Consider the following 24,551-nt stretch of genomic DNA (forward strand, 5'->3'; position numbering starts at 1 on the left):
TGCCACGAACCCCCTCCTTCTCCCCGGGATCCTCCGAGGCTCCGCAGCCTATCACCGAGGTCTTGACACCCAAACAATGCTGCGGTTAGCTACCGGCTCAGAAGTGGATCGATCACTTTTTATTCGAGCGACCGACCAGAGGAGAGTCCGTGGGTGAAAAGCGCTCGCTGGGAGCGCGTTTGAGGCGTGATTACCCGGTGCTGCTGCTGGCGGTTCCGGGTCTGCTGATCCTGCTGGCGTTCCAGTATTACCCGCTCTGGGGAAATATCATCGCCTTCCAGGACTATCAGCCGTACCTCGGCGTCGGTAAGAGTCTCTGGTCGGGTTTCCAGAATTTCTCGGTGATCTTCAACGGTGACGGAGAATTCCTCAACGCGGTCAAGAACACGCTGATTCTGACGCTTATTCAGACCGTTATCGTGTTCCCGGCACCGATCGTGGTGGCGCTGGTCCTGCACAGCCTGCTGTCCAACAAGCTCCGGCAGTTCGTGCAGACGATCATCTACCTGCCGCACTTCATGTCCTGGGTGATCGTGGTGGCAATCTTCCAGCAGGTGCTCGGCGGCACCGGAATGATCAACAACTGGTTGCGCAGCCACGGCTACAGCCCGATGCACATCATCGGCAACGTCGAGGCATTCCGCGCGCTGCTGACTTCGCAGGTGCTCTGGAAGGACACCGGCTGGGCGACGATCCTGTTCCTCGCCGTGCTGTCCCAGATCGACCGCTCGCTCTACGAGGCGTCGGCGGTGGACGGCGCCGGGCGCTGGCGGCAGACCTGGCACGTCACGCTGCCCGGGCTGAAACCGATCATCATCCTGCTGCTGATCCTGAAGCTCGGCGACTCGCTGACCGTCGGCTTCGAGCAGATCATCCTGCAGCAGCAGGCGGTCGGTGTGGACGCCAGCGACGTCCTCGACACGTACGTCTACAACAACGGCATCCTCGGCGGCAACTGGGGGGTGGCAGCGGCGGTCGGCCTGGTGAAGAGCGCCGTCGCCCTGGCCCTGGTGCTGTCCGCCAACAAGATCGCCCACCGCCTCGGCGAGGAAGGCGTGTACCGCGGATGAACACCAAACGGACCATGGTCGGCGGTATGCCGATGCCGGGAGTCACCGAGCGCGTCGTCAAGGCGGTGTTCCTGACGATCATCTGCGCGGTCGTGATCCTGCCGTTCGTCGGCGTGATCTCGACCAGCCTCGCACCGGCCGAGGAGGTCACCAAGGCCGGCGGTTTCGTGATGTTCCCGACCAAGGGGATCGACTTCACGGCGTACCGCTCTATCCTGTCCGGCGGGACCGTGACGCAGGCGCTGCTGATCAGCGCGTTCGTCACCGCCGTCGGGACGACGATCGCGGTCGCGCTGACCTGCACGCTCGGGTGGGCGCTGAGCCGCCGCGGCACGATCGGCAACAAGGCGCTGTTGCTGCTGGTGCTGATCAGCCTGCTGTTCAACCCGGGCCTGATCCCGTCCTACCTGACCGTCCAGCAGTTCGGCCTGCTGAACAGTCTGTGGGCGGTGATCGTGCCGGTCAGCGTCAGCGCCTTCAACGTGATCGTCGTCCGATCGTTCTTCGTTGGACTGCCCAATGAGATCATCGACGCCGCACGGATCGACGGCGCCTCGGAATGGAAGCTGTTCCGGTATATCGGCCTGCCGCTGTCCAAGGCCGTGATCGCGGTGATCGGCCTGTTCTACGGCGTCGGCTACTGGAACAGCTTCTTCAACGCGATGCTCTACCTCAACGACAGCGCCAAGTGGCCGCTGCAGCTGGTGCTCCGGACGTACGTCGTGAACGGCGTCGAACTCGGTGGTCAGGACCTCGGGCTCGCGGGCGAGGCCGCCCCGCCGCAGACGTCGATCCAGATGGCGATCCTGATGATCTCGGTGGTCCCGATCCTCTGCGTCTACCCGTTCATCCAGCGCCACTTCGCCAAGGGCGTACTGACCGGCGCCGTCAAGGGCTAAAACTTCTGAGAGAGGAACACCCATGAACGTCAACGATGCGCGGCTCGGCCGGCGGGCCGTCCTCGCCGGTGCCGCGGCGCTCGGGTTGGCCGGTACCGTCGGCTGCTCCAACAACGGCCGCGGTGCGTCGGGAGCGGGGAACGACGCCGCCACCAAGACCAAGATCCGGCCGGCGTACGAGCGGTACGACGGGGTCAAGCCGGACCTCGCGGGCGCCGAGTACAAGATCCCGGACGCGTTCAACAAGTACCCGGCGAATCCGGTGCAGGCGATCACCCAGGCGCCGGGTGACGGCAAGCCGATCACGGTGACGACGTACACCAACACCCCGATCCCGCCGAAGCTCGAGCAGAACACGTTCTGGCAGGAGTTCAACAAGCGGGTCGGGTCGCCGGTACAGGTGAACCTGACGCCGTCGGTGGACTACGACAAGAAGTTCGCCACCGTGGTCGCCGGCGATCAGCTGGGCGACGTCTTCACGGTCGGCAACGTACCGCAGACACCGCAGATGCTGGCCGCGAAGGCCGTCGACCTGACGCCGCACCTGTCCGGCGAGAACATCAAGAAATACCCGTACCTGGCGAACCTGCCGGAGCTGGCCTGGAACTCGGGCATCTTCGACGGCAAGATCTACGGCGTCCCGATCCCGCGCGGCGCGATCAGCTCGCAGGTGATGTACAGCCGCGGCGACATCCTCGAGGCGCAGGGGCTGAAGGCCGAGGTGAAGAGCTCGGACGACTTCCTGGAGCTCTGCAAGGCGCTGACGAACAAGAAGCTGAACCGCTTCGCGCTGGCCACCGCGCCGACGCAGTTCGTGCGGAACATGTTCGACGTCCCGAACGGCTGGAGCAAGGACGGCGACAAGCTGGTCAGCTCGCTCGAGCACGACGGCCAGGAAGAGGTGCTGAAGATCCTGCAGCAGCTCTGGAAGTCGGGCTACATCCACCCGGACGCGTACTCCGGCCAGAACCTGGACATGAAGACCCGGTTCGCGAACGGCTCCAGCCCGCTCGTCCAGGACACCTTCAGCGGCTGGCCGACGTACCTGCAGACGATGACCGACCCGAAGGCGTCGATCTCGATCATCGCGCCGCCGAAGCACGACGGCTCGGGGAAGGGAACGATCTGGCTGGGCGCGCCGGCGATCGGCGTGACCGCGATCAGCAAGAAGGCCGAGAGCCGCGTCGAGACGCTGCTCGGGTACCTGAACTTCCTGGCGACGCCGTTCGGCACCCAGGAGTACCTGTTCCGCAAGTTCGGCCTGCCGGGGGTGCACCACCGGCTGGTGGACGGCAACCCGGTGCTGAACGCGAAGGGCTTCAGCGAGGTCCAGCTGGGCCTGATGTACCAGGCGGACGCGCCGTGGACGATCTTCCTGCCCGAGCACGCGGGCAGCGCCGAGACCCAGTTCAACGCGATGAAGGGGGTCGTCCCGACCGCCCTCGACAACCCGGCCGCCGGTCTGTACTCGGAGACCAGCAACCGGAAGAACAAGCAGCTCACCGACGCGATCAACCAGGTCACCGACGACATCGTGCAGGGCCGCAAGCCGATCTCCGCCTGGGCGCCCGCGGTGAAGAAGTGGAAGAGTGACGGCGGGGACAAGATCGCCGAAGAGCTCGCCCAGGCGCTGAAGTCCTCGCGCTGAACACCACCTTTACGGAAGGAACACCTTGACCTCCAGTCAGCACGTCAGGTTCGCCGCCGTCGGGCTTGACCATTCACATATCTTCGGGCAGGTCGCCGGCCTGCTCCGCGCCGGTGCCGAGTTCGTCGGGATGGCCACCGACGATCCGTCCGCCGCGGTCGCGGTGCAGCTTCGCGAGCGCTACTCCGACGTACCCTTCGCCGACGACCCGGACGAGCTGATCGCCCGGGACGGGATCGACGTGATCGTGACCGCGGCCGTGCCGGACCGGCGCGGGCCGATCGCGGTCGCCGCGCTGCGGGCCGGCAAGGACGTGGTCGCCGACAAGCCCGGCTGCATCACGCTCGACCAGCTCGCCGAACTGGAACGGGCGGTCGCGGAGACCGGCCGGTTCTGGTCGGTGACGTTCTCCGAGCGGTTCGAGGTGCCGAGCGCGATCAAGGCCGGTGAACTGGTCCGCGAGGGCAAGATCGGCACGGTCGTCCAGACCCTCGGCCTCGGGCCGCACCGGATCGGCGACCGCGCGCACCTGGCCGGCGGCGCGGGCCGCCCGGACTGGTTCTACGACAAGGCGCGGTACGGCGGGATCCTGGCCGACATCGCGTCCCACCAGGTGGACCAGTTCCTCTGGTTCACCGGCGCGAAGACCGCCGAAGTGGTCACCAGCACGGTCGGGAACTTCGGCAACCCGGACGACCCGGGCCTGCAGGACTTCGGCGAGATGCTGCTCCGCAGCGAGCACGCCCAGGGCTACATCCGGGTCGACTGGTACACCCCGGCCGGGTTGCCGACCTGGGGCGACGGGCGGTTGATCATCCTCGGCACCGACGGGTACATCGAGCTGCGCAAGTACATCGACATCGAGGGCCGCGAGGGCGGCAACCACCTGTTCCTGGCGAACCAGGAAGGGACCCAGTACATCGACTGTTCGGACGTCAAGACCTCGTACTACGACGACCTGGTCCACGACGTCCGCGAGCGGACCACGACGGCCGCGCCGCAGGAGCACACCTTCGAGGCGACCCGGCTGGCGCTGGTCGCCCAGGAGACCGCGGTGCTGCGCGGAGCCGCCCGATGACAGTCGATCGCGGAGCCGACGTGCTGAAGGTCGCGATCGTCGGCTGCGGCAACATCAGCCGCCGGCACGCCGAGGCCTACGCGAGTACGGGCCGGACAGAGCTCGTCGGTACGGCGGACATCCACGAGGAGAAGGCACGGACGCTGGCCGAGCGGTTCGGCGGGCGCCCGTACGGCAGCCTGACCGAGCTGCTGGCGGCCGAGGAGCCGGACCTGATCTCGATCGCGACCCCGCCGGAGAGCCACGGCGAGCTCGCGGTCGAGGCACTGGCCGCGGACCGGTCGGTGTTGCTGGAGAAGCCGCCGGTGCTGAGCCTGGAGGAGCTGGACCACGTCGCGAAGGTCGAGGCGATCAGCGCGGGATCGGCGTCGGTGGTGTTCCAGCACCGGCACGGCTCCGGGGCGATGCGGGCGCACGACCTGCTCGCCCGCGGCGTGCTCGGCAGGCCGCTGGTCGCGGTCTGCGAGACGCTGTGGTTCCGGCCGGTCAGCTACTTCGACCCGGAGTGGCGCGGCACCTGGATCGGCGAGGGCGGCGGTCCGACGCTCGGGCACGGCATCCACCAGATCGACCTGCTGCTACACCTGCTCGGGCCGTGGAAGTCGATCGACGCCACCGCGGTCCGGCTGGACCGGCCGGTCGAGTTCGAGGACGTGTCGATGGCGTCGGTGGTGTTCGAGAGCGGCGCGGTGGCGACCGTGATCAACAGCCTGCTGTCGCCGCGGGAGCTGAGCCGGATCCGCATCGACACGGCCGGCGGCACGCTCGAGGTGAACCACGTCTACGGATACTCCGACAAGGACTGGACGTTCCACCCGGCGCCGGACGCGGCGAAGGCGGCCACCCTCGGCCTGGACCCCGGCGTCCGGAAGGCCGAGTCCGCCGGGTCCGCGGCGGCTGCCGATCCGTGGTCGGCCTCGGCGGGTGCCGACGTACCGAGCAACCACGAGGCGCAGATCGGTCACCTGGTCGACGACCTGCTGGCGGGGCGTCCGCACGGCACGTCACTGGCCAGTACGCGCCCGACGATGGAATTCGTCACCGCGCTGTACGCGTCGGCGATCACCGGCACCCGCGTCCGCCGTACGGACCTGACCCCGGAGCACCGCTTCTACGGCATGCTGCACGGCGGGTTCCGTAAGGACGAGATCGTCGAGGCCTTCCGCACCACCTGAGGTTCCACCGGTCACTCGGGGGAGTGAGGTGAGATCATGCGTCGGTTCGTGCTGGTGATCGCAGGGATCATGAGCTTGGTGATGTCGCCGGCGGCCGCTGCCCCGGCCGCCCCCGGGAGGCAGGGTTTGGAGTCCCACGACTGCCGGGCGGCGTCCGCCCCGGCCCAGCAGGCGATGTTCGCCCGGGTGGCCGGCTCGGTCGCCGCCCGGCAGGTGTGTTTCGAGATCACCCCGGCCGCCGACGGCGTCGAGCGGTTCACGATCTCGGGCCGCACCGGGCACGTCACGATCAGCGCCACCACCGCCTCGGCCGCGAACCAGGGCGCCGGCTGGTACCTCAAGTACGTCGTGCACGCGGCGGCGAACCTGGGCAACCCGCACCCGGTGGTCCCGATCCCGGTCCCGGCACCGGCGCAGCCGATCACCCAGGTCGCGAACACGGCGAACCGGTACGTCGGCAACGACACGCAGGACGGCTACACCGATCCGTACCTGGACTGGGCCGGTTGGCAGGACCTCCTCGACGTCTACGCGCTGCACGGCATCAACCAGGTGTACGTCCTGCCGGGCACCGACGCCGTGTACCAGAAGGTGCTCGAGGACTTCGGGTACTCCGCCGAGCAGACCCGCGCATGGATCCCGTTGCCGACCACGCAGCCGTGGTGGGCGATGCAGAACGTGTCGAACTACGGCGCCCCGATCCCGCAGGCGCTGCTCGACCGGCGCGCCGAACTCGGGCGCAGCATCGCCGACCGGGTCCGCGAACTGGGCATGGTGCCGGTGCTGCCCGGCTTCATCGGGACCGTTCCGACCGACTTCGCCGCGCACGCCCCGGCCGGTACGACGATCCTTCCGCAGGGCAAGTGGTCCGGCGTACCGCGGCCGTCCTGGCTGGCGCCGACGGATCCGTTCTTCGCCGAGGTCGCCGCGTCGTACTACCGGCACGCCGACGAGATCCTCGGCAGCAGCACGCTCTACCGGATGAACCCGCTGCAGGAGGGCGGCTCGTCCGGCGGCATCCCGCAGCAGGACGTCACCGCGAGCATCATGGCGGCGTTGCAGGCGAACGAGTCCGGGGCCACCTGGATGCAGCTCGGCTGGGAGCACAACCCGACCACCGCGCAGCTGGCCGGGATCGCGGACAAGAGCAAGTTCGTGGTCAGCGACGGCCTGTCCGACGCGGTCGCGACGTTCGGGCGCGAGAGCGCCTGGCCGGATACGAAGTACCTGTTCGGCTCGATCTACGCCTACGGCGGGCACACCGTGATGGGCGCCACCGGGCAGCTCTGGATCGACCGGTACTACCGGCAGTTGAGTGCCCCGGGCAACAACATGACCGGGATCGCGGTGATGCCCGAGGGATTCGAGGACCCGGCGGCGTTCGAACTGCTGTCCGAGCTGCCGTGGCACGCGGCGGCGTTCGACCTGGCGGGCTGGATGCGGGACTACGCGTACGGCCGGTACGGGACGACCGCGGCCGGAACCGCCTGGGAGATCATCGGCTCGACCGCCTACTCGCTGCCGCGGCCGTCGAACGGGACGCACGCGGAGCCGGCCGAGACCCTGTTCGTCGCGCAGCCGAGCCTGACCGCGCGGAACGCCGACCCGGCCTCGCCGAAGCAGCAGCCGTACGACATGAACCGGTTCGCGACGGCGCTCCCGCAGTTGTTGCTCGCCGCACCGGACGTGGTGCAGCGGGCGGCGTACGACTTCGACCTCGCCGACGTAGCGTCGACCGTGACGGGGAACGAGACACGGACGTTGCTGCCGCGGATCAACACGGCGTACCTGCTGAAGGACACGGCCGCGTTCGACCGGCTGACCGCGCGGTGGCTCGAGTTGCTGGACCGCACCGACGAGGTGATGGGCACGGTCCCGTGGTTCATGATGGGCACGTACGCCGCCAACGCCGGCGCGGAGAAGGACTCGCTGCTGTACCTGTGGACCAGCTGGGTCGATCCTGCCGACGGGTACAAGTCACCGGGGCTGAACAACTACGCGAACCACAGCTACAGCGGCCTGCTCAGCGGGTACTACAAGGAGAACTGGAAAGCGTACTTCGCGACGCTGGCCAGGGCCCTCCAGGACGGCACCGCGCCCGCGCCGATCGACTGGATCGCCCGCGCGAGCAGCTACGTGACGTCGGGCCCGACGTACCCGACGGAGCCCTCCGGGAGCACGGTTGCCGCCGCCGGCGCGATCGCGGACACCCTCGGGCTGTCGCCGCTCGTCGTGACCGACCCGGCCGCCGACGCCTGGTTGCCCGGGTCCCCGGTACGCATCGGGGGCCTCGGCGTCCCCGGCGGTACGGTCGTCGTCCGCGAGAACGGCGTACGACTGTGCTCGACCGTTGTGCGCGCCGACCACACCTGGAGTTGTCCGCCGCCTGCACTGCCCGAAGGTCTGCACAACCTGACGGTGACGGAGGACCGGTACACCGCGACCGCCCGGTTCGCGATCGGTCTGACGCTGGTCGACCACTGGACGATGGACAGTACGACGGTCACGGACGAGGCCGGCGGGTACGACGGGACTGTCCTCGGCGACGTCACCGTGCAGCCCGGAAAGGTCGGCGGGGCGATCCGGTTCACCGGCGGGAGCGGGACGATCCAAACGACCGCCCCCGACCTGCCGAGCCCGTGGTCGGTCGGCGCCTGGGTCAACCTGACCGGCGGCCCGAGCAGCATGGCGCTGCTGAACAGCGACACCTCGATCGTGAAGATCAACTCCAGCTCCGGCAAGGTCGGTGTCACCCGCCGCAACGTCGCCGACTACACCGTCAACTACGTCGTACCGAAGTCCACCTGGACCTACCTGACGTACGTCGACGACGGCACGCAGATCACCGTGTATGCGAACGGAGCCCCGGTCGGCACGATCGCCACCACCACGCCCCTCGGCCGCGCCGCCCTCGGCAGCTTCCCCCCGAAGGACGCGACAACCGGCGCCGTCGACGACGTCAGGATCTACTCCGGAGCCCTCACCGCCGCCCAGGTCCGGAACCTCTACCTGAACGGCACGCCGGGCTAACCGGCTACGGCTTGCGGCCGACGCCGACCCAGAGGCTGCACATGATGTCGGTGAATTCGCCGCGGTCGACGTACGCCTGGGTCTCGTCGTCCGGGAACCAGCGGAAGGGGGACACGACACCGGGCTCGACGAGCTCGGTGCCCTCGAAGAAGCGGGTCACCTCTTCCTTGCTGCGGACCTGAGCCTCGCCGCCGTCGGCCTTGTAGACGACCATCGCGCGCTCCCACAGCTCCGGCGCGAAGTCCGGCGTGCAGTGCGAGAAGATCAGCAGCGAGCCCGGCGCGAGCGGCTCGACCAGCTGGCGGACCAGGTCGTACGGCTTCAGGTGGTCGGGCAGGTAGTGGAAGACGCCGACGATGCTGAGCGCGACCGGCTTGCCGAAGTCGATCAGGTCCTTGACCTCGGCGGACTCCAGGATCGCCTGCGGGTCGGTGACATCGGCCTCGAGGTAGGCCGTCCTGCCCTCCGGCTTGCTGACCAGCAGCGCGCGGGAGTGGGCGAGCACGATCGGGTCGTTGTCGGCGTACACCACGTGTGCCGACGGGATGATCTCCTGGACCACCTCGTGCAGGTTCGGCTCGGTGGGGATGCCGGTGCCGATGTCGAGGAACTGCGTGATGCCCTGCTCCGCGGCGTAGCGCGCGGCGCGGTGCATCCACATCCGGTTCGACTGGGCGGCGGTCCGGAACCCCGGGAACGCCTGCAGCAGATGTTCCGCGGCCTGCCGGTCGGCGGCGAAGTTGTCCTTCCCGCCGAGGAAGTAGTCGTACACCCGGGCCGGGTGCGGCTTGTCCAGGTTCAGCTGGTCGTACATCCCCGGTTCGGCGTCGTGCGATTCGGCCATGAACATCCCATTTCGCAGTGCGGTTCAGAACTGAAAATCATCGTAACCGGAGCACAACTGACCGTGACACCGGCACCAGAACCCTACTCCGGTCAGGCGTCACTTCGGCAGGCTTCGGCGCGTCCCGGAGGCGCCCTTGACCGAAGCTTTGCACCGGGCCGGCTGGCGTCCCGGAGCGGGATGCGATAATGATAACGGTTGTCATTTCACTCCGCTCGAAGGTTGGTCGTACCGTGAATCGCAGACTGCTCGTTCTGCCCGCTGTCGTTGCCGCTGTGACCCTCGGGGCCGGCGCCTGCTCGTCGGAGGACGAAGCCGCCGCCGGCTCAGCTCCTGGAAAGCTCGAGGTGGTCGCGTCGACCGACGTCTGGGGCGACCTGGCCGCCCGGGTCGGCGGCGACAAGGTCGAGGTGACCTCGATCATCACCAGCCCGGACGCCGACCCGCACGAGTTCGAGGCCGGCACCCGGAACCAGGCGGCCGTGGCCGGCGCGCAGGTGGTGATCGAGAACGGCGGCGGCTACGACGACTTCATGGACCGGATGCTGAAGACCGCGAAGAACTCGTCCGCGACCGTGCTGAACGCGGTCACGATCTCGGGCCGGACGGGCAACGAGCACGTCTGGTACGACTTCCCCTCGGTGGTGAAGGTCGTCGACCGGATCGAGCAGGCGTATGCGAAGGCCGCGCCCGCGGACGCGTCGACCTTCCAGCAGAATGCCGCCGCGCTGAAGCAGAAGCTCGACGGCCTGGTGCGACAGGAAGCGACGCTCAAGGCGAAGTACGCCGGGCAGCCGGTCGGCATCACCGAGCCGGTGCCGGTGTACCTGCTCGACGCGGTCGGCCTGCAGAACAAGACGCCGGCCGAGTTCAGCGAGGCGATCGAGGAGGGCAGCGACGTACCGGCGAAGGTCCTGGACGCGACGCTGCAGCTGTACAGCAAGCACGAGGTGAAGCTGCTCGCGTACAACGAGCAGACCAGCGGCCCGGAGACCCAGAAGCTGCTCGACGCCGCCAAGCAGAACAACATCCCGGTGGTGCCGGTCACCGAGACGCTCCCGAACGGCAAGGACTACATCGGCTGGATGACCGCGAACCTCGATGCGGTCGGCGCCGCGCTCGGGCGATGAGCGACGTACTGACCCTCGAGCAGGCCGCGGTCGGCTTCGGGTCCCGCACACTCTGGGACGGTCTCGACCTGCAGGTGCACAGCGGTGAGCTGATCGCCGTACTGGGTGCCAACGGATCCGGGAAGTCCACCCTGCTCAAGGTGATCCTCGGACAGCTCAGGCTCCGGTCCGGCTCCGCGACCTTCCTCGGTACGCCGGTCCGTCGCGGTGACCGGCGGATCGGGTACGTCCCGCAGCAACGGCTCGCGGAGGACGGCGTACCGCTGCGGGGCCGGGACCTGGTCGCGCTCGGCGTGGACGGGCACCGGTGGGGTGTGCCGCTACCGTCGCGGCGACGCCGGCAGCGGGTGAACCAGCTGCTGTCGTCGGTCGGGGCGGAGGCGTACGCATCCACCCCGGTGTCGTCGTTGTCAGGCGGCGAGCAGCAACGGCTGCGGATCGCGCAGGCGCTGGCGGCCGAGCCGCGGCTGCTGCTGTGCGACGAGCCGTTGCTGTCGCTGGACCTGCCGCACCAACGGCTGGTCAGCGATCTCGTCGACGACGCCCGCCGGCGGCTGGACCTCGGCGTCCTGTTCGTCACCCACGACATCAACCCGATCCTGGACAAGGTCGACCGGCTGCTCTACATCGCGAACCAGCGGTTCCGGATCGGTACGCCGGACGAGGTGCTGACCACGGAAGTACTGAGCGACCTGTACGACGCACAGGTCGAGGTCATCCGCCACAACGGGCGGATCCTGGTCGCGGGCATCCCCGAGCAGCACCACGAACCGGCCGGTGCGCGATGAGCGCGATCTTCGACTTCTCCGGGTACGCCGAACTGCTGCCGCTGCTGAGGAACTCGATCATCGCGTGCGTCGTGCTCGGCGTCGTCGGCGGGCTGATCGGGGTGTTCGTGATGATGCGCGACATGGCGTTCGCGGTGCACGGCGTCAGCGAGCTGTCGTTCGCCGGAGCCGCGGCAGGGCTGTTGTTCGGCGTCAGCGTCGTCACCGGGGCGCTGGTCGGGTCGCTCGTCGCGGCGCTGCTGATCGGCGTACTGGGTGCGCGGGCGCGGGACCGGAACTCGGTGACCGCCGTACTGATGCCGTTCGGTCTCGGGCTCGGGATCCTGTGCCTCGGGCTCTACCACGGGCGGGCGGCGAACAAGTTCGGCCTGCTGACCGGGCAGATCGTGGCGATCGACGACCCGCAGGTGAAGTCGCTGATCGTCATCTCGGTCCTGGTCGCGGCCGGGTTGGTGCTGGTGTGGAGACCGTTGCTCTTCGCAAGCACCGACGCCGACGTCGCCGCCGCGCGCGGCGTCCCGGTCGGTGTGCTGTCGATCGTCTTCATGATCCTGCTCGGCCTCGCGGTCGCGGTCTCGGTGCAGATCGTCGGAGCTCTGCTCGTCCTCTCGCTGCTGGTCACCCCGGCCGCAGCGGCCCTCCGGGTCTCGTCGTCGCCGATCGTCGTACCGCTGCTGAGTATCGCCTTCGCCGTCACTGCTTCGGTCGGCGGAATCCTCCTGTCCGCGGGCAGTTCGGTGCCGATCAGCCCGTACATCACGACGATCTCGTTCCTCGTCTACCTCGTATGCCGCCTGCTGTCCTCCTTTAAGCTGACGCGGTGAACGATCTGTCTACGTTGCTCGGGAGTGGCCGTCCTACGGAGTTGTTGCTGTACGGGATGACGCCGCCCCGGCGTTCGATCGCCCCGGACGCGCTCGAACGCTTCACCGCGGTGACACGGACCCGGCTCGAGCAGCTCGACATCGACGCGCTGATCCTTTACGACATCGACGACGAGGCGGAGCGGATCCCGGAGGAGCGGCCGTTCCCGTTCAGCCCGACGATGGATCCGGCGGACTTCCTCGCCGACCACCTGTCCTGGTGGGACCGGCCGACGATCGTGTACCGCTCGGTCGGCAAGTACACCGAGGCCGAGCTGGACTCCTGGGTACGGCGTACCCCGGGCCGGCTCGGCACCGTGATGGTCGGCGCCCCGACGAGTTCCGCCGACGTACGGACGACGCTACCGGCCGCGTACGACCTGTGGCAGCGCTCCGGGTCGGCGCTGCCGCTCGGCGGCGTGACGATCCCCGAACGGCATTCGTCCCGCCTGGACGAGCACCACCGGCTGCTCCGGAAGCAGCGCAGCGGTTGCTCGTTCTTCGTGACGCAGATCATCTACGACGTCGGCGCCGCGATGGACCTGGCGTCGGACTACCTGTACCTGTGCCGCGCCGAGAACGTCGAGCCGGTGCCGATCGTGTTCACGCTGTCGATCTGCGGCTCGGTGAAGACGCTGGAGTTCCTGGCCTGGCTCGGCGTTCGCGTACCGCGGTGGCTCCGCAACGAACTGGTTCACTCCGTCGACCCGGTCGCGGACTCGTACGCGCACTGCGTCGCGATCGCCCGCACGCTGTCGACGTACTGCCGCGAGCGGGGCCTCCCGTTCGGTTTCAACGTGGAAAGTGTGTCCACCCGGCGGATCGAGAACGACGCCAGTGTCGAGCTCGTCAAGGAGCTTCGTACGTTCGTCGGTTGACGTTCAGGGGCGGGATCCGTACGCTCCCAGACAGTGACGGCGCAAGGAAGCCGATGGGAATTCGGCACGGTCGCGCCACTGTGAGCCGGACTGGTCCGGCAAGTCAGATACTTCGCCGTCGCGATGCTCCACCGATAGCGGGACGCACGATCCCCTGAAGGAGGCTTCACGTGAGTGATCTGTCTGCGCCGACGACCGCGGTCGTTCTGCCGGTGTCGAAGGCTGCGCTGTGGCTGGTCGGTACGGCGGTCCTGGCATTCCTGGCGTACTACTTCATCGGCGTCGACCAGGGTGCGTACTCGATCTTCGGCAAGGACCTGCACGTCCACGAGTTCGTGCACGACGCGCGGCACTTCCTCGGCTTTCCCTGCCACTGAGATGGAGCGCCAACTGATCCTCCGCGGCCTGCTGGCCGGCGGAGCCGGTGGCCTGGTCGCGTTCGGGTTCGCGCGGATCTTCGCGGAGCCGCAGATCCAGGCCGCGATCGACTACGAGAACGGCCGTGAAGCTACGCACTCCGAGCCGGACCTGTTCAGCCGGACGGTGCAGGCAAACGTCGGTATGGGCGTCGGCATGGTCTTGTTCGGGATCGCGATGGGCGCGCTGTTCGCGGTCGCGTACGCGATCTGCCTTGGCCGCGTCGGCCGCCTTCGTCCGCGGACACTGGCGATGCTGGTCGCGGTCGGCGGTTTCCTCGGCTTCTACTTCGTACCGTTCCTGAAGTACCCGGCGAACCCGCCCGCGATCGGCCACGAGGAGACCATCCAGGCCCGCGCCAACCTGTACCTGGTGATGGTCGTGTGCTCACTGCTGTTCCTGCTCGGAGCCGTTGCCCTGGGCAAACGTCTGGCGCCACACTTCGGCAACTGGAACGCGACTCTGCTCGCGCTCGCGGCGTACGTCGTGGTGATCGGTATCGTGATGGCCTTGCTGCCTTCGCTTGGGCATCTCGCAGCCAACGTGCAGGAGTACGGCCGGCATGCGACCGAGACTCCGCTCCCGCTGACCGACTCGCACGGGACGATCGTCTCTCCCGGCTTCGACGCCGACCGGCTGTACGCGTTCCGGCTGTACTCCGTCGGTGCGCAGGTACTGCTCTGGGGCGTGATCGGCCTGGTGTTCGGCCCGCTCGCCGACCGCTTGCTCCGCAGCCCCGCCCAGGTCGCGGTGTGACGCTCTTCGCCGCTCTAGGCCCCTTCTTCAGCGTCGAACAGCATGCGGCGCCGACGCCGAAGCCGCCCTGGCGCCGGCTGTCGGAGCTCGTCGACGATCCTGCGATCCTGGCAGACCGCATCGCCCACACCCGCGCCTACCTCGGCACGGCAAGCGGCCAGCCCGCCGAGGCCATCGAAGTACGCGTGGCCGCCTCGGTGACCCACCTCGGCCTGGTCGCCCGCATCATCTCCCCAGCCCTCGCCGCCGTAGTACTCGAGGACCGCGTCCCGGACCTCGCCCTCGACCACCTCCACTGGCAGCCCGTCCTCGGCGGCGCGTTCCCACTGTCCCTACCTCCGATCCCGCCGGCCGGGGGAGACCTGCACCGCGAACTCTTCGACGGACCGCTTCCCGCGATCGCCCAAGCCTTTGAATTGTCGGACCACATCTTGACCGGCAACGTCGCCTCAGCCGTCAACGGCGCAGCCACCGCCCTCTCGAACGCCGACCCCACCCTCGCCACCCGCGCCCACACTGTCACCACCGACCTTCTGGCCCTCCCGCCCCTCCGCGACGCCCACACCCCCAACCCCTTCCGCCGCCGCAGCTGCTGCCTCATCTACCGCGCAGCCCCCAACCACAAAGGCCCCCTCTGCGGGGATTGCGTTCTCAACGAATCCCGTTGAAAACAAGGCGATCTCAGCTCTGAACCTGTCTGTGCCGCCAGCTGGGGTTCTTCGCATGGACATTCTCGGCGGACCCAAGAACCCGGCGCCCGCGACACCGCCGGGGAACACCGGAAGAGCTAACAGATGCTGTAGCCGCGCGAGGCGAAGGCGTCGCCACGACACGACCTATCCTCGACGAATGATTTCCACAGCCCACCGGGGGAGAAGTGGTCGAATCTGTGGATAACTAATCTCCTTAAAAATAAGGGCATTCTGCTTTGGAACTGTCGGAGGCACCAGCTAGAGTTTTGTCATGGATACTCTCGGTGGACGCTCAGTGGTTGCTCTAGGCAACCACGAGGTTCTGCCCGCCCTCGACGAGGTCGACGCCGAGATCAACCGCCTCGAGGGTATCCGCGTCCAGTTGACCGCCCGCGCCGAGACCGACGGCCTGGCCCAAGAAGTCGGCGCCCGCGACATCGTCGAACTCTTGACCCTGCGCCATCGCCGAGACCGCGCGGAAGTCTGGCGCGACGTCCACCTCGCCCGAGCCCTCCCGAAGTACAAGGCCGTCGACGCAGCCCTCACCGACAACCCATTGATGCGAACCGGTCACGCCGCGGCGATCGTCACCGAACTCGAACGCGTCCGGCCCCGCGTCCCGGTCGAGAACCTGGACGTCGCGGAGGAGCAGCTGGTCGGCCTCGCCGGCACCCACACGCCCAAGGAACTGCGCGCCGCCGCCAAGGAACTGTGCAACCGGATCGACTTCGACGGCCCTGAACCCGAAGAACAGAAGGCGTACGCGCGGGAGTCGCTGACCTTGAGCACCGCCGAGAACGGGGTCAAGTTCAGCGGCTTCCTGGCCAACGAGAACGCCGAGCTCCTGTGCGCGATCGTCCACACCGGCGCCCGCCCCCACAAGACGGTCGACGGTGACCACGATCCCCGCCCCCGGGACAAGCGCCAGGCCGACGCCCTCACCACCGCCTTGACCGTCGCGGCGAACGCGTGGGACACCGACACCGCGGGGCACGGCGCGAAGGCCAACATCACCGTGACGATCGACCTGGACGATCTGCGCTCGGCGACTGCGAACGCGACTGGCCAGATCGTGTACGGCGACGACCTGTCCGCGGCGACCATCCGTCGTATGGCGTGCGACGCGAACGTGATCCCGCTGGTCCTGGGCTCGAACTCCGAACCTTTGGATGTCGGGCGCCGCGAACGCCTGGTCACGCGCCACATCCGCCACGCGCTGATCGCCCGCGACCGCGGCTGCGTGGTCTGTACGGCACCCCCGGTGATGTGCGACGCCCACCACCTGACCTCCTGGCTAGATGGCGGAGCTACATCTGTAGAGAACCTGCTGTTGCTGTGCCGTCGTCATCACGTAGATCTGCACAACGGGCGCTGGCACATCACCATCACCAACGGCAAGGTTCACGTAGCCCGCCCAGCCTGGGCCGACCCCACCGCGGTGTACGCCACCCAGCCACCCGCCGCCCCCACCCAACCGCCACCTACGGCTGCCGCCCAACCACCGGCCGCTGGCCCGGCCGGCCCTGAACCCGTACCCAGCGCCGACCCGCACACGCCTGCCCCGCCAGGCGCCGAACCGGCCTACCCCGAGCACCCCGACAACAGACCCACGCCACCCGAACCCGACAGCCCACCAGCCGACCCCTGGGGCGACCCACCCACGCCCACCCCACGAACCAGCCGCTGGACAGCCGACGAAGCCACCCTCACCGCAGCAGCCCGCTTCGCCGTCTGGGGCGACCGCACGCCCACCAACCCCGCCACCGGCCCACCCTCCTTCGCCACCATCTGACCCCCGACCAACCTCGGGCAACACCCCACCAACCCGTCGAGCGCGGGTCCCCACCCACCCGCGCTCGACGCTCGGGCATGCCCGCGACTCCCGCGACGCCTGCCGTGCTGCGTACGCGAAGGTACCTGCGTGCGCGTGGCACCTTCGATACGCGCACCACCGCGGCACTGGTCGCGCGCGGCAGCCGCCACACCCCGCGGTATCCGCCGTACCTACGGGACACGAGGCACCTGCCGTGCCTGAGACGCCGTCGTACTGCCCGTACTCGCTGTGCCGCCGTACCCTGCGGTACTCGACGGCGAGGCAACTGCGGTACCCCGCCGTGCTTGCGGCACCCGCGGCACCTACCGTGCGCTCACCCCGCAGCACCCGTCGTACCTGCGGAGACAGCGGCCCCCCACACTCGCGGGTACGTGCCGCAGTTGCCGCAGCACCTGCCGTACGATTGGTGCGTGTGGTGGCCGCCGTACTCGCGGTACATCCGCCGCCGGCCGCACACGTCATGCCGGCTGCACCCGTCGTACCCGTCGTACCCGTCGTACCCGTCGTACCCGTCGTACCCGTCGTACCCGTCGTACCCGTCGTACCCGTCGTACCCGTCGTACCCGTCGTACTGGCGGTGTCCGTCGTGCTGGCCGTGTTCGGTGTGCTGCCGTATGCCGCGGTACTCGACGGCGAGGCAGCCGCCGCACTCGCCGTGATTGCGGTACTCGCGGCGCCAGCTGTGCGCCCGTACCTGCGGTACTCGTTCTCCGCGCCGCACTCGTCGTACTGCGGAGGCAGCGGCGCTCGCCATACTCGCGGTGCGTGCCGTACCAGCCGCAGCACCTGCAGTTCGCGTGGTAGGTGTGGCGGCCGCTGTACTCGCGGCGACCAGTCGTACTGCGGAACTCGCGGCACGCATTGTGTCCGCCGTACGTGCGGTGCTCGCCGCATGTGGGCTGGCGTTCGTGCTCGTCGTACCTGTGGTGCCCGTCGGGTGGAATCTGTCGTGTCCGCGGGTGTTGTTGGGTGGGATTGCCTGCAGCCGCGGCACGACGCCCTCGTATGGCTGCGATCAGTCGAGGTAGCCGGTTAAGGGGTTGATGCCGGCGAGGAACGACGCGATCGCGCGGCGATGGTCCATGTCGGTGCGAGTAGGGGCAGCAGGGCCTGATTCGGTGAAGCCGTAGTTGGGGTTGGGGCCGGTGAGCCAGGTGTAGTCGTAGGTGCCGGGATGGCCTGGGCGGGTGGAGATCTGGAAGCGTTCGCCGTTGATCTCCAGCATGTTCGCCGGTGACTGGAAGCGGAGCAGGTACCCGTCCGGATCCGTCACAAGGAACTGCTCTACCCCGACCTCGCCGCGATCGGTCCGGTACCACTTGGTCTCCGGCTCCATGAACAGCTGCCGCCCGGCCCGGTGCAGCCCTTCCACAACTGGCACGATCGACGGTACGGCGATCTGCAGGTTGATGCCTCGCCCGAGCGGGCGCTCCAGCGGCGCGGTGACCCAGTTCCGTCCGACGCCGGCCTGTTCGAGCATTACGTGTGCGTCGCCGAGTACGACGTACGCGAATCCTTCCTCAGGCCGCTCGTACAGGATCTCGAACCCACAAGCCGCGCACCAGAAGTCAATGCTCTCGGCAACCGATTCGACAAGCAGTTCCGGGACAAGTGCTGGCTCCATCAGCTCATCTTCTCAAAGGCACGAAGCAGCGCCTTCGCGGTGAGGGCTACGGGGGTCTGCTCGTCGTGGGTCAGCGATACGAGGGTGTCGTGGGTGACGGACGGCGGGAGTTCGCCGAGGGCCTGGACCAGGCGGAGGCGGGCCTCGGGTGAGCTGCGCGGGAGCTTGTGGGTCAGGGTGGTGAGGATGTGCGTGGCGGTGCCGGGGTCGGCGGCGAGGGTGCCGAGGGCCTCCGCGGCGTCGACGTCGTTGGCGCCTTCGATGATCAGGGCAACCAACGCGGGTACGGCGGATCGCTCGCCGCGGGCGCCGAGCGACAGCGCGGCGTGCTTGCGGACGGCGAGGTCGGGGTCCTTCAGCGCGGCCGTCAGTACCGGGACCGCGTCAGCAGTGGAGATCTCGGCGATCGCGACGACGGCGCGTCGGCGGATGGTGACGTCGGCCGAGCGAAGGGCGGGTGTCAACGCGGCCAGTACGTCGTCGGTGGAGCGGGCCAGCGCCCACCGCAGAGCGCCGGCGACGTTCGGGTCGGACTCGGTGAGGAGGGCGGCGGCGAGGATCTCCGTCGGCAGTTCGTCGTCGGTGGGCGCGAGGACGGCCTGCTGGCGGCGGGCGGCGCTGGGGGAGTTGAGGCTGTGCAGCAGTTCGACGACCCGCAGTACGTCGGGCCAGTCGTCGGGGGTCGCGGCGTCGATCGCGCGCAGCCGGTCCAGGAGCTCCTGCTCGCGGTGCAGGCGTTCCTCGGTACGCCGGATCAGGTCGCCGAGCAGCGCGGGCGCCGCGAAGCCGGGATCCTCCAGCGCGCGGCCGATCTCGCGCAGCGACAGGCCGAGCGAGCGCAGCGCCTCGACGTGGAAGATCCGCCGGATGTCGTCGTCGGCGTACTCGCGGTACCCGCCGACCGTCCGGCCGGTGGGCCGCACCAGCCCGAGGGACTCGTAATGCCTGAGCATTCGCGAGCTCACCCCGGACCGGCGGGCCACCTCACCGATGAGCATGCCGCTACCGGACCTGTTGGGGGCCGAGGGCAACGGCTCGTTTCGCCTCGTCGAGCAGCGCACCGAAGTTCGCCTCCGGGTCGTGCAGCAGCCGCTCGGTGGCCCGGGCGTGCGCCTGGACCTTCGGCCTCGGACTCGACACTCCGCTCGCCAGCGCCTCCGAGGCTGCATCGCCCAGCTCGACCAATGCCCGGCTGAGACTCAGCTGTACGTCGCGATCGCCGCGCCCGAGCTCCGTCGCCAGCTCCGCCGCGAGCTGGTGCTCCTGGCCGGCCGGAACCAGCCCGACCGCAGTACGCCAAGCAGTACGCCTGACCTCGTCGTTCGGGTCGTGCAGCAGTCCCCGGGTGACCGCCGGCCAGGTCGCCGGGTCCTTCAGCTTCGACAGCGTGTGCAGCGCCTGGCTCCGGGCCTGGGCGTTCGCGGACTCCAGCTCCGCGACCACCGCCGGCACCGTCACGTCGCGCGGCAGCTGGATCAGCGCCCAGGTGAGCATGTCGCGCACGAAGAAGTCCGGCTCCACTCCGCACCGCGCCACCAGCACCTGGACGGCCGACGGATCGGCCTCGGCACCGACTGCCATCGCCGCTCGCAGGCGGGTGGACGTGTCCGCTGACTGCAGCGGGTCGTACTTCGGGTTCACGCGAACCACCTCCTGCCCGTCAGTCAAGACCTTGACACTGTGTCAAGGTCAAGCATCGCACCCGGCCGCCCCGAGTCGAGCAGCCGTTCCAGCCACCCGGGGATCCACCAGTTGAGGCGGCCGAGCAGCTCCATCGAGGCGGGGACCAGCACCAGCCGGACGATCGTGGCGTCGACGAAGACCGCGACGGCGAGGCCGAATCCGAGCTCCTTGACGCCGACATCGGCACCGAGCATCACCGACAGGAAGACCGCGATCATGATCGCCGCACCGGCCGTGATCACGCGGGCGGTCCGGGACAGCCCGTCCTGGACGGCGGCCCGGGTGCTGCCGCCGGCGACGTACGACTCGCGGATCCGGGAGATCAGGAACACCTCGTAGTCCATCGAGATCCCGAACAGCACCGGGAACATGATCATCGGCACCCACGCGGTCACCGGCATCGTGGCCGGGAAGTTGAGCGCCCGGTGCAACCAGCCCCACTGCAGTACGGCGACCAGCACGCCGAACGCGGCGCCGATCGAGAGCAGGTTCATCAGGCCGGCCTTCAGCGCGAGCGTCACCGAGCGGAAGATCCCGACCAGCAGGACGAGCGAGAGCCCGACCACGACCAGAATGATGAACGGCAACCGGTTCGCGGTCAGCTGGGCGAAGTCGACGGCGGCCGCGGCGGCTCCGCCGACCAGGATGTGCGGGTCGACCGCCCGCAGCCGCTGGACCAGGTCGGTCGTGGCCGGGTCCTGGCTGCCGGTCGTCGGCTGGACCGCGATCACGGCGATCGACCCGTCCGGGCTGACCTGCGCGGGACTGACGGACGCAACTCCCGCCACACGCGAGACCTCCGTGGCAACGGCAGCGGGATCCGCGCCGGGCAGCTCGACCGTGACGAGCAGGGTCGAGGTGGCACCCGGCCCGAAACCGTCGGTGATGATCTTCTGCGCGGCGTACCCGCTGGTGTCGTGCGGCTGCGTGCTCGCGTCGGGCATCCCGAACCGCAGGCTCAGCGCAGGCGCAGCGAGGACGAGCAGGGCCGCGGCGGAGACGACGGTGGCGAGTACGGGACGACGTGCGATCACGCCCGCCCAGCGCGCGGACCACGGGACCTTCGCAGACTTCCGCCGTACGGCGAGCCGGCGACCGGTGAAGCCGAGCAGTGCGGGCAGCAGTGTGGTCGCGGCGGCCATCGTCATCGCGACGGTGACGGCCGAGCCGAGGCCGACGCCGCGCATGAAGTCGAGGCCGAGGAGCAGCAGCCCGCACAGCGCGATCACGACGGTCCCGCCGGCGAACAGCACCGATCGCCCCGCGGTGGACGCGGCGACGACGACCGCGTCATGGGGCGTACGCCCGGTGGCGAGCGCCTCGCGGTACCGGGTGACGATGATCAACGCGTAGTCGATGCCGACGCCGAGCCCGATCATGGTCGCGAGGATCGGCGCGAACGACGGCGCCGGGAACGCGTTCTGCAGCAGTTCGAGCCCGGACAGCCCGACCGCGATCCCGAACAGCGCGGTGACGATCGGCAGCCCCATCGCGAGCACCGATCCGAACGTCAGCAGCAGTACGACGGCCGCCACCGCCAGCCCGACCGCGTCCGCGGGACCACCGCCCGGAGTCTCGACCGCGTCCACCGCGGTCCCGCCGAGCGCGAACTGCACGCCGTTCCCCGTCGGCAAGTCCTTGAGCAGTCCCTTGATCGTTGCCGCAGGCACCTTGTCGGCGGACACGTCGAGCGTCGCCACGGCGTACCCGGTGCGGCCGTCGGCGGACAGCTGCCGCGGGTTCTGGTACGGCGTGACGACCGACGCCACGTGGTCCGCGGCCTCGAGCCGGTGGACGGTCCGCAGTACGGCGGTCCGCACGGCCGGGTCGTCCAGCCGCCGGTCGGCGTGCACCGCGAGCGTCAGCGTGTCGGCGGCCTGCCGCGGGAAATGCTGCTTGAACAGGGCGAGGGCCTGGGACGACTGGGCCGAGCCGGTACCCAGCTCGGTCGCCGCGGGACCGCCGTACTGCTTGGCGAGTCCGATCGACGTGATGGTGAGCGCGATCCAGCACAGGACGACGAGCAGCCGGTGCCGGTAGCAGAAGCTTGCGATTCGGGTCATACCAGGAGGGTCGCGAGAACGCGCCGCCCGATCGTCCGCCCGCCGCAGACAGTCGCGGGGCCCGGCTACGGCGGCCCGCTACTCCCGGGGGAGTACCCGCCCGGTACGACGAGGCCGCTCTCGTACCCGAACACGACCAGCTGCGCCCGGTCTCGCGCCCCGACCTTCGCCATCGCCCGCGACACGTGCGTCTTCGCGGTCAGCGGGCTCACGACGAGGTGCCGGGCGATGTCGTCGTTCGAAAGGCCGGCGGAGACGAGCTGGACGACCTCACGTTCGCGCTGCGTGAGGAGCCCGAGCTCGGGCGGCGTACGGCGCTCAACAGGTCCGGCGTCGGTCGTCGTGAAGCGGGCGATGACCGAGCGGGTGACCCGCGGCGAGAGGAGCGCCTCGCCGCCGGCGACCGTGCGTACCGCCTGCAGCAGCTCCTCGGGTTCGGCGTCCTTGACGAGGAATCCGCTGGCGCCCGCCCGGAGCGCGGCGAAGACGTCGTCCTCGTCGGTGAACGTGGTCAGCACCAGCACCCGGACCGCGCTCAGCCGCGGGTCCTCGGTGATCCGCCGGGTCGCGGTCACGCCGTCGACCTCCGGCATCCGCAGATCCATCAGCACCACGTCGGGCAGCAGCGCTCGGGTCGACGCGACCGCTTCACCGCCGTTCGACGCCTCGCCGACGATCTCGAGGTCCGCGGCGCTCTCGAGCAGGCCGCGGAACCCCGCCCGGACCAGCGCCTGGTCGTCCACCAGCAGCACCCGGATCATCGGTCACCTCCGCCGGCACGATCGTCGCGAACCGGCAGCGTCGCACGAACCGGCAGCGTCGCACGAACCCGGAACCCGCCGCCCGGCACCGCGCCGGTCTCCACCCGTCCGCCGAGCGCCGCGGCTCGCTCGCCCATCCCCTTCAGCCCGTACCCGCCGCCGGCCCCGGCCGGTCCAGGTCCAATTCCAGGGCCGGGGCCAGTCCCGTCGTCGGCCACCTCGACCTCCAGCGCGTCGTCGGCCTGCTCCAGCCGGATCCGCGCGCGGGCGTCCGGCCCGGCGTGCCGCAGTACGTTCGTCAACGCCTCCTGCAGGATCCGGTACGCCGCCTGGTCGACCGCCTCCGGCAGGGCCGAAACCCGCGACGCAATCTCCACCTCCAGGCCGGCCGCGCGGACGGCGTCCAGCAGCGCGGGCAGCCGGGACAGCCCGGCGTCGTTCTCCGGGCTCACGGCCGGCTCGCCGTCCGACCGCAGTACGCCGAGCGTGCTGCGCATCTCGCCGAGCGCCTCCTTGCCGGTACGGCGGATCGCGGTGAGCGCCTCGCGGGCCTTCTCCGGGTCCTGGTCGAGCATGAACAGCGCCGTACCGGATTGCACCGTGATCGTCGAGATCGCGTGCGCGACCGTGTCGTGCAGCTCGCGGGCGATCCGCAGCCGTTCCTCGACCAGCCGCCGTTCGGCCTCCCGCTGCTGCTCGGCGGCGGCCGCGCGCAGGCGTTCCTGCGACTGCGCGGCGAGCGCCTGCCTGCTGCGGACCAGCGCACCCAGCAGTACGGCGACCGCGACCAGGGCGTACTGCGGCAGGAAGACGTCGACAGCGTCGAGCGGTGTCGTGCCCTTGCGCAGCGAGACGACCACTCCCGCCGTCAGCAGCAGCACCGGTACCGGGATCGCGCGTGCGATGCGCCCGGCGTACGCCGCGTCGTACAGCGGCACCGCGAGGACGAGGGCAGGCGGAAAGCCCGGGTAGCCGATCGCGTAGTACACGAACAACGCGGCGCCGACCAGGTAGACCTCGGCCAGCGGGTTGCGTCGCCGGAGCAGGATCGCGCCCGCCATCACACCGCCGAGCACGTACGCGAACCAGTTCCGCGGCAGCGACCCCGGCTCTCGCCCGGCGAGGATCGCCACCTCGGCAGCCACCAGCACGACACCGACCAGCCCGGCGTCCACCAGACGAGCCCGCCGCTGCAGAGACGTCACCTGCTCACGATAGGCGCCGCATCCGCCGTGCCACGTCCTCCCGGCGCAGGACGCTCCGGATTTCGGGTACTCCGGCCGGAGTACGACGACGGAGTACGAAAACCTGAAGCCAG

The 24,551-nt window shown here is 69.2% G+C and carries 22 protein-coding genes and 1 riboswitch; of the genes, 14 read left to right on the forward strand and 8 right to left on the reverse strand.

The window, feature by feature from the left end; translation table 11 throughout:
- The first annotated feature begins 179 nt into the window (after positions 1 to 179).
- From AB0M51_RS37430 to AB0M51_RS37455, 6 genes are read left to right on the forward strand one after another with little or no spacing between them, the layout of a single operon-like run.
- The gene (locus AB0M51_RS37430; protein WP_344190830.1) at positions 180 to 1,070 is read left to right on the forward strand and encodes an ABC transporter permease subunit; all 891 of its coding nucleotides are present in this window, start codon (positions 180 to 182) and stop codon (positions 1,068 to 1,070) included.
- The gene (locus tag AB0M51_RS37435; RefSeq protein ID WP_344190828.1) at positions 1,067 to 1,969 is read left to right on the forward strand and encodes a carbohydrate ABC transporter permease; all 903 of its coding nucleotides are present in this window, start codon (positions 1,067 to 1,069) and stop codon (positions 1,967 to 1,969) included. The genes AB0M51_RS37430 and AB0M51_RS37435 overlap by 4 nt, the downstream gene beginning before the upstream one ends.
- 22 nt (positions 1,970 to 1,991) lie before the next feature.
- Entirely contained in the window at positions 1,992 to 3,617 is a 1,626-nt protein-coding gene (locus AB0M51_RS37440; protein WP_344190826.1) for an extracellular solute-binding protein, read from the forward strand.
- Between the two features lie 25 nt (positions 3,618 to 3,642).
- A complete protein-coding gene (locus AB0M51_RS37445) occupies positions 3,643 to 4,695 on the forward strand; it encodes a Gfo/Idh/MocA family oxidoreductase (protein WP_344190824.1) in 1,053 nt (350 codons plus the stop codon).
- Positions 4,692 to 5,870, forward strand: coding sequence for a Gfo/Idh/MocA family oxidoreductase (locus tag AB0M51_RS37450; protein WP_344190822.1), 1,179 nt, complete (start codon positions 4,692 to 4,694; stop codon positions 5,868 to 5,870). Before AB0M51_RS37445 ends, AB0M51_RS37450 begins: the two co-directional genes overlap by 4 nt.
- Before the next feature lie 36 nt (positions 5,871 to 5,906).
- Positions 5,907 to 8,900 (forward strand): alpha-N-acetylglucosaminidase TIM-barrel domain-containing protein, encoded by a 2,994-nt coding sequence (locus AB0M51_RS37455; protein ID WP_344190820.1) that lies wholly within the window; start codon positions 5,907 to 5,909, stop codon positions 8,898 to 8,900.
- A gap of 4 nt (positions 8,901 to 8,904) precedes the next feature.
- On the opposite strand, the gene AB0M51_RS37460 is transcribed toward AB0M51_RS37455, so the two are convergent.
- On the reverse strand, positions 8,905 to 9,744 hold the full coding sequence (locus AB0M51_RS37460) for an SAM-dependent methyltransferase (protein WP_344190818.1): 840 nt from the start codon (positions 9,742 to 9,744) through the stop codon (positions 8,905 to 8,907).
- Positions 9,745 to 9,977: 233 nt separating this feature from the next.
- Between AB0M51_RS37460 and AB0M51_RS37465 the strand changes: the two genes are divergently transcribed.
- From AB0M51_RS37465 to AB0M51_RS37500, 8 genes are all read left to right on the forward strand, one after another.
- Entirely contained in the window at positions 9,978 to 10,874 is an 897-nt protein-coding gene (locus tag AB0M51_RS37465) for a zinc ABC transporter substrate-binding protein (protein ID WP_325040680.1), read from the forward strand.
- Positions 10,871 to 11,662, forward strand: coding sequence for an ATP-binding cassette domain-containing protein (locus AB0M51_RS37470; RefSeq protein ID WP_344190815.1), 792 nt, complete (start codon positions 10,871 to 10,873; stop codon positions 11,660 to 11,662). The genes AB0M51_RS37465 and AB0M51_RS37470 overlap by 4 nt, the downstream gene beginning before the upstream one ends.
- Positions 11,659 to 12,486: a metal ABC transporter permease gene (locus tag AB0M51_RS37475; protein ID WP_344190813.1), complete on the forward strand. Its 828-nt coding sequence runs from the start codon at positions 11,659 to 11,661 to the stop codon at positions 12,484 to 12,486. Before AB0M51_RS37470 ends, AB0M51_RS37475 begins: the two co-directional genes overlap by 4 nt.
- Positions 12,483 to 13,403 (forward strand): 5,10-methylenetetrahydrofolate reductase, encoded by a 921-nt coding sequence (locus AB0M51_RS37480; protein ID WP_344190811.1) that lies wholly within the window; start codon positions 12,483 to 12,485, stop codon positions 13,401 to 13,403. The genes AB0M51_RS37475 and AB0M51_RS37480 overlap by 4 nt, the downstream gene beginning before the upstream one ends.
- 33 nt (positions 13,404 to 13,436) lie before the next feature.
- A riboswitch (adenosylcobalamin (AdoCbl) riboswitch) is annotated at positions 13,437 to 13,525 on the forward strand.
- Between the two features lie 48 nt (positions 13,526 to 13,573).
- Entirely contained in the window at positions 13,574 to 13,780 is a 207-nt protein-coding gene (locus AB0M51_RS37485) for a CbtB-domain containing protein (protein ID WP_344190808.1), read from the forward strand.
- Between the two features lies 1 nt (position 13,781).
- The gene (locus AB0M51_RS37490; RefSeq protein WP_344190806.1) at positions 13,782 to 14,576 is read left to right on the forward strand and encodes a CbtA family protein; all 795 of its coding nucleotides are present in this window, start codon (positions 13,782 to 13,784) and stop codon (positions 14,574 to 14,576) included.
- On the forward strand, positions 14,573 to 15,244 hold the full coding sequence (locus tag AB0M51_RS37495; RefSeq protein WP_363753100.1) for a (2Fe-2S)-binding protein: 672 nt from the start codon (positions 14,573 to 14,575) through the stop codon (positions 15,242 to 15,244). Before AB0M51_RS37490 ends, AB0M51_RS37495 begins: the two co-directional genes overlap by 4 nt.
- Positions 15,245 to 15,539: 295 nt before the next feature.
- Entirely contained in the window at positions 15,540 to 17,060 is a 1,521-nt protein-coding gene (locus AB0M51_RS37500) for a DUF222 domain-containing protein (RefSeq protein ID WP_363753103.1), read from the forward strand.
- 355 nt (positions 17,061 to 17,415) lie between these two features.
- Here AB0M51_RS37500 and AB0M51_RS37505 read toward each other — a convergent pair whose 3' ends face one another.
- The 7 genes from AB0M51_RS37505 to AB0M51_RS37535 form a co-directional block, all read right to left on the reverse strand.
- Entirely contained in the window at positions 17,416 to 17,964 is a 549-nt protein-coding gene (locus AB0M51_RS37505; RefSeq protein WP_363753106.1) for a hypothetical protein, read from the reverse strand.
- A gap of 153 nt (positions 17,965 to 18,117) precedes the next feature.
- On the reverse strand, positions 18,118 to 18,726 hold the full coding sequence (locus AB0M51_RS37510) for a VOC family protein (protein WP_363753109.1): 609 nt from the start codon (positions 18,724 to 18,726) through the stop codon (positions 18,118 to 18,120).
- Complete coding sequence (locus AB0M51_RS37515) at positions 18,726 to 19,724, reverse strand: HEAT repeat domain-containing protein (RefSeq protein ID WP_344190796.1); 999 nt, start codon at positions 19,722 to 19,724, stop codon at positions 18,726 to 18,728. The genes AB0M51_RS37510 and AB0M51_RS37515 overlap by 1 nt, the downstream gene beginning before the upstream one ends.
- 4 nt (positions 19,725 to 19,728) lie before the next feature.
- Positions 19,729 to 20,394, reverse strand: a complete 666-nt coding sequence (locus tag AB0M51_RS37520; protein ID WP_344190794.1) for a HEAT repeat domain-containing protein — start codon at positions 20,392 to 20,394, stop codon at positions 19,729 to 19,731.
- Entirely contained in the window at positions 20,391 to 22,472 is a 2,082-nt protein-coding gene (locus AB0M51_RS37525) for an MMPL family transporter (protein ID WP_344190793.1), read from the reverse strand. The genes AB0M51_RS37520 and AB0M51_RS37525 overlap by 4 nt, the downstream gene beginning before the upstream one ends.
- Positions 22,473 to 22,537: 65 nt before the next feature.
- The gene (locus tag AB0M51_RS37530) at positions 22,538 to 23,233 is read right to left on the reverse strand and encodes a response regulator transcription factor (protein WP_344190791.1); all 696 of its coding nucleotides are present in this window, start codon (positions 23,231 to 23,233) and stop codon (positions 22,538 to 22,540) included.
- Entirely contained in the window at positions 23,230 to 24,438 is a 1,209-nt protein-coding gene (locus AB0M51_RS37535) for a histidine kinase (RefSeq protein WP_344190789.1), read from the reverse strand. The genes AB0M51_RS37530 and AB0M51_RS37535 overlap by 4 nt, the downstream gene beginning before the upstream one ends.
- Positions 24,439 to 24,551: the final 113 nt, after the last annotated feature.

Origin of the sequence: Kribbella sp. NPDC051137, assembly GCF_040682535.1 — a bacterium.
Lineage (GTDB): Bacteria > Actinomycetota > Actinomycetes > Propionibacteriales > Kribbellaceae > Kribbella > Kribbella karoonensis.